At 35.9% G+C, this 3320-nt stretch carries 6 protein-coding genes; all 6 read right to left on the bottom strand.

What is annotated here, in order from left to right; all coding sequences use genetic code 4:
* Positions 1 to 2 precede the first annotated feature (2 nt).
* The 6 genes from H6411_RS04470 to H6411_RS04445 all read right to left on the bottom strand — a co-directional run bounded on the left by H6411_RS04470 (position 3) and on the right by H6411_RS04445 (position 3148).
* A complete protein-coding gene (locus H6411_RS04470) occupies positions 3 to 494 on the bottom strand; it encodes a hypothetical protein (RefSeq protein WP_216083446.1) in 492 nt (163 codons plus the stop codon).
* 8 nt (positions 495 to 502) lie between these two features.
* Positions 503 to 985 (bottom strand): hypothetical protein, encoded by a 483-nt coding sequence (locus tag H6411_RS04465; protein ID WP_216083445.1) that lies wholly within the window; start codon positions 983 to 985, stop codon positions 503 to 505.
* Between the two features lie 3 nt (positions 986 to 988).
* Complete coding sequence (locus H6411_RS04460; RefSeq protein ID WP_216083444.1) at positions 989 to 1528, bottom strand: hypothetical protein; 540 nt, start codon at positions 1526 to 1528, stop codon at positions 989 to 991.
* 15 nt (positions 1529 to 1543) lie between these two features.
* Positions 1544 to 2032 carry a hypothetical protein gene (locus H6411_RS04455; protein ID WP_216083443.1) on the bottom strand — a complete coding sequence of 163 codons (489 nt, stop codon included), beginning with the start codon at positions 2030 to 2032 and terminating at the stop codon, positions 1544 to 1546.
* Between the two features lie 147 nt (positions 2033 to 2179).
* Positions 2180 to 2623, bottom strand: coding sequence for a hypothetical protein (locus tag H6411_RS04450; protein WP_216083442.1), 444 nt, complete (start codon positions 2621 to 2623; stop codon positions 2180 to 2182).
* Between the two features lie 45 nt (positions 2624 to 2668).
* Positions 2669 to 3148 (bottom strand): hypothetical protein, encoded by a 480-nt coding sequence (locus H6411_RS04445; RefSeq protein ID WP_216083441.1) that lies wholly within the window; start codon positions 3146 to 3148, stop codon positions 2669 to 2671.
* Positions 3149 to 3320 lie beyond the last annotated feature (172 nt).

Below are 3320 nucleotides of genomic sequence, written 5' to 3'. Positions count from 1 at the left end.
CATTATTGTTGTTTTGGCCTCTCTTCTAAACAAACGGATTTAAATGTCTGCCATTCCAAATTTCTTTCTATTTCTTCTCTAATCCACATTTTCTCATCTCCAGATGGTTTTTTAGTCTTTCTAGAATTACACCATTTAAAAGTTCATTTTGCTACATCCGTCTTATTAGATCAACTTGTATCTATTGTTTCAGGTTTTTGCGTAGGTTCTCCATCTGCAGGAACATCGTTAGAACCCATTTTTGATCAATGAGTTGTTAAAGATGTTTTGTATGTATTTGAACCAGCAGATTCTCCGATTTTTGTCTCTATCGGTTGATAATCAGTTTCACTTACATATTTATGAGTTTTGCTTAATGTTTTTTGAAAATAATCATCAAAACTTTCATACTTAGTTTCTCCGTTAAAAGCTCCAGCGGCATAAGCAGCCAATGCTCCCCCGCCACCTACTACTGCTGTTCCGGCTGCTGCAGCTCCTATTGCTTGAGTTGACATGAATTACCCTACGGTTTTTGTTTGAAACAAGCAAATTTAAATGCCTCTCATCGATTATTATTTGTCTCTCCGTTTTTAGGAATTGAACTCAACTCTTTCTCAGAAACTGCTTGACATCAAGCAGATACATATTTTGAAATTTCATCATTCTTACCATTGTTATCAAACTCATTATCTTTAGTTTTTGTAGGCTTATCATCTTCGAGAATATCCTTTTCTTCCATTTTTTCTCAATGAGTATTCTTCAAAGTTGTCTTGTAAGAAGTGTCGCCTGCTTTTTCTAAAAGTGTCTTAATTGCACTCTCATCACCCCCTACATATTCCTTGCTTGTCTCAAATTCTTTCTCAGCTAATGTTTTATAAGTACTTACTTCTTGTTTACTCTCTTTAACTTTAGGATCAAAAGCTCCAGCTGCGTAAGCAATAGTAGCTCCTCCGCCCCCTATTACCGCTGTTCCGGCTGCAGCAGCGCCTAATACTTGAGTTGACATAGATTAAGAAGTCGTTGCTTCTAAGCAAACAGCTGTAAATGCTTTTCAAGAATCACTTCCATCAAAAAATTCTTTGTTTCATTTTGTCTCATCACCTACTTTAACCTTTGCTTTTACTCTTTTTTTTCCAATAGCGCCACATCAAGTCTCCGTTCATTGAGCAATTTCGCTTTTTTTATCTAACGATTGAGCGATAGCAGGAAATAACACATCTTTTGAATCTCGTGGTCTCTTATTCTTTTCTTCTTCTGCAACGTCTTCCTTTTTCATTTGATCTCAATTTCTTTTTAAAGATTCTTTATATTTTGCTCCATTAGCAGAATCGCCGATTCTAGTTTCCACATTAGTTTTCGTAGGAGGTGTTTTCAAATTTGTGTTACCTTCTCCTAAATATTTAAGTTTCCCTAAAGACTGTGCATATTCTTCAAAAGTAGTATCTTCTCATTTAGTGTTAAAAGCGCCTGCAGCATAAGCAGCAAGAGTACCGCCCCCGCCCAATAATGCAGTTCCAGCCACAGCGGCGCCTATCGCTTGTGTTGACATAAACTAAATAAGCAACTACGCTTGATTTTTTTTGAAGCAAGCGAATTTAAATGCTTCTCATTTTTTATGATCAGTTGTTCCTTCTGAAGGGATTTGACTTAATTCTTTTTCAGAAGTTGCTTGACATCAAGCAGACACAAATTTCGCAGCTTCGCTTTTTCTATTTGTAAGATCAAGTTGACTTTTATCTGTCTTTACCAAAGATAGACTTTTGAAAATATCTTTTTTGTCCATACTTTCTCAATAAGTGTCTCTCAAAGTATTCTTGTAAGATGTATCATTTTTTAAAAGCGTCTCAATCTCTTCCTCTTTATCTCCTATATATTCCTTATCTTGCATAGATTTATCTTGTTCAACTAAAGTTCTGTAAGTGCCTTTTCTTCTTTCTTGTTCCTTTTCTTCAACTTTGGAACTAAAAGCTCCAGCTGCGTAAGCTGCTAATGCACCGCCGCCTCCAACTACTGCTGTTCCTGCTGCTGCAGCTCCTATTGTTTGGGTTGACATATCTTAGTGAAATTAAAGCAGCAATTGTAAGAGTGAAGAACTATTAAGAGTGATGCTAAATTTTGTTTTTCTAGATTATTTCCAAACTACCAGGAGTAGATTTTTAAACTCATAGAGAATTGGAAGAACATCTTAAAAAGACAATCTCTATTGTTCAAGATCTCTAATTAGAAAGCAAGCAAGAACGAATGCATCCCATACCTTCTTTTCTTCACTGCCAGATTCAGCCGGAACAGCATCTAACTTCCTTTTAGAAATAGAAGTGCATCATGCAGAAATAAATTTAGAAACCTCTTCCTCTTTTCCGTTTGTAGTTGGATCTCCCTCTTTTGAAATACCAGAACTAACAACCAAATGCTCACTTTTCATATTCTCCCAATGGGTATCCTTCAAAGTAGTTTTATAAGAGTTGTCATTAGCGGGAGCCAATAAACTCTTTATCTTCTCAACATCACCACCAACATATAAATGATCCTCTAATTTGCTGCCTAAGCTCAAATAAGTATTACTTCCGAAAGCGCCTGCTGCGTAGACAGAAAATAAACTACCTACACCAACCACAATAGTTCCTGCAGCTAACTTCTTTTTCATAAGTTAACTAACTCTCTCTTATAAAAATCAAAGGAGGTTTACGTTCTAATCTTGCCTTTTCTTATCTGTACACTGTTCTTTGAAAGCTTTTCATTTACTTGAGCCTGAATCTGAAAACTTACTTGTATCTCAAGTTCCATCTGATTTTTTTGCTCCCTCAACTTTCTCTCTTGCTATATACTCACATCATCTATAAACATAGTCCGTAAATTCATCCAATTTAAAAGTTTGAGAAGAATCTTTCTGTACGTCTGTTGCTGACAAATCTCCATAATAAACCCCACTCACTTTCTTCATTTCATCAAAATTTGCCCCTAAGTATTGTCTAAAGTCGCTATTTTCTACAAACATTGCCTTAATATTTTCCCTAAAATCGCTCAAATACTCTCTTCCGATGCTAATTGCATACAGATAGTAATCACCGTAAGGCTTGTTCAATAAATAATGCCAAGTTGCAAAACCTCCTGCAGTTACCAAAGATACTGCAGCAACCCCGCCTACAACTGTTTGCGGTTGAATAGTCATATCTCTAAATTAATCTGTCTTTTATTTAAAGCAAACAGCATTAAAGGCATTTCAAGTTTTCTTTTCTTCAGTTTCCAGACTATCACTAGGAATGGCCTTTAAATCCTTATCAGCAATAGATACACACCAAGCAGAAACTAATGCGTGCGTCTCTTCCCCGTCTTTTTTAAAA

The sequence above is a fragment of the Candidatus Mycoplasma haematohominis genome (assembly GCF_902712995.1).
Classification (GTDB): domain Bacteria; phylum Bacillota_I; class Bacilli_A; order Mycoplasmatales; family Mycoplasmoidaceae; genus Eperythrozoon_B; species Eperythrozoon_B haematohominis.
The sequence above is the reverse complement of the archived record's forward strand: the minus strand, read 5'-3'. Positions and strand labels throughout refer to the sequence as shown.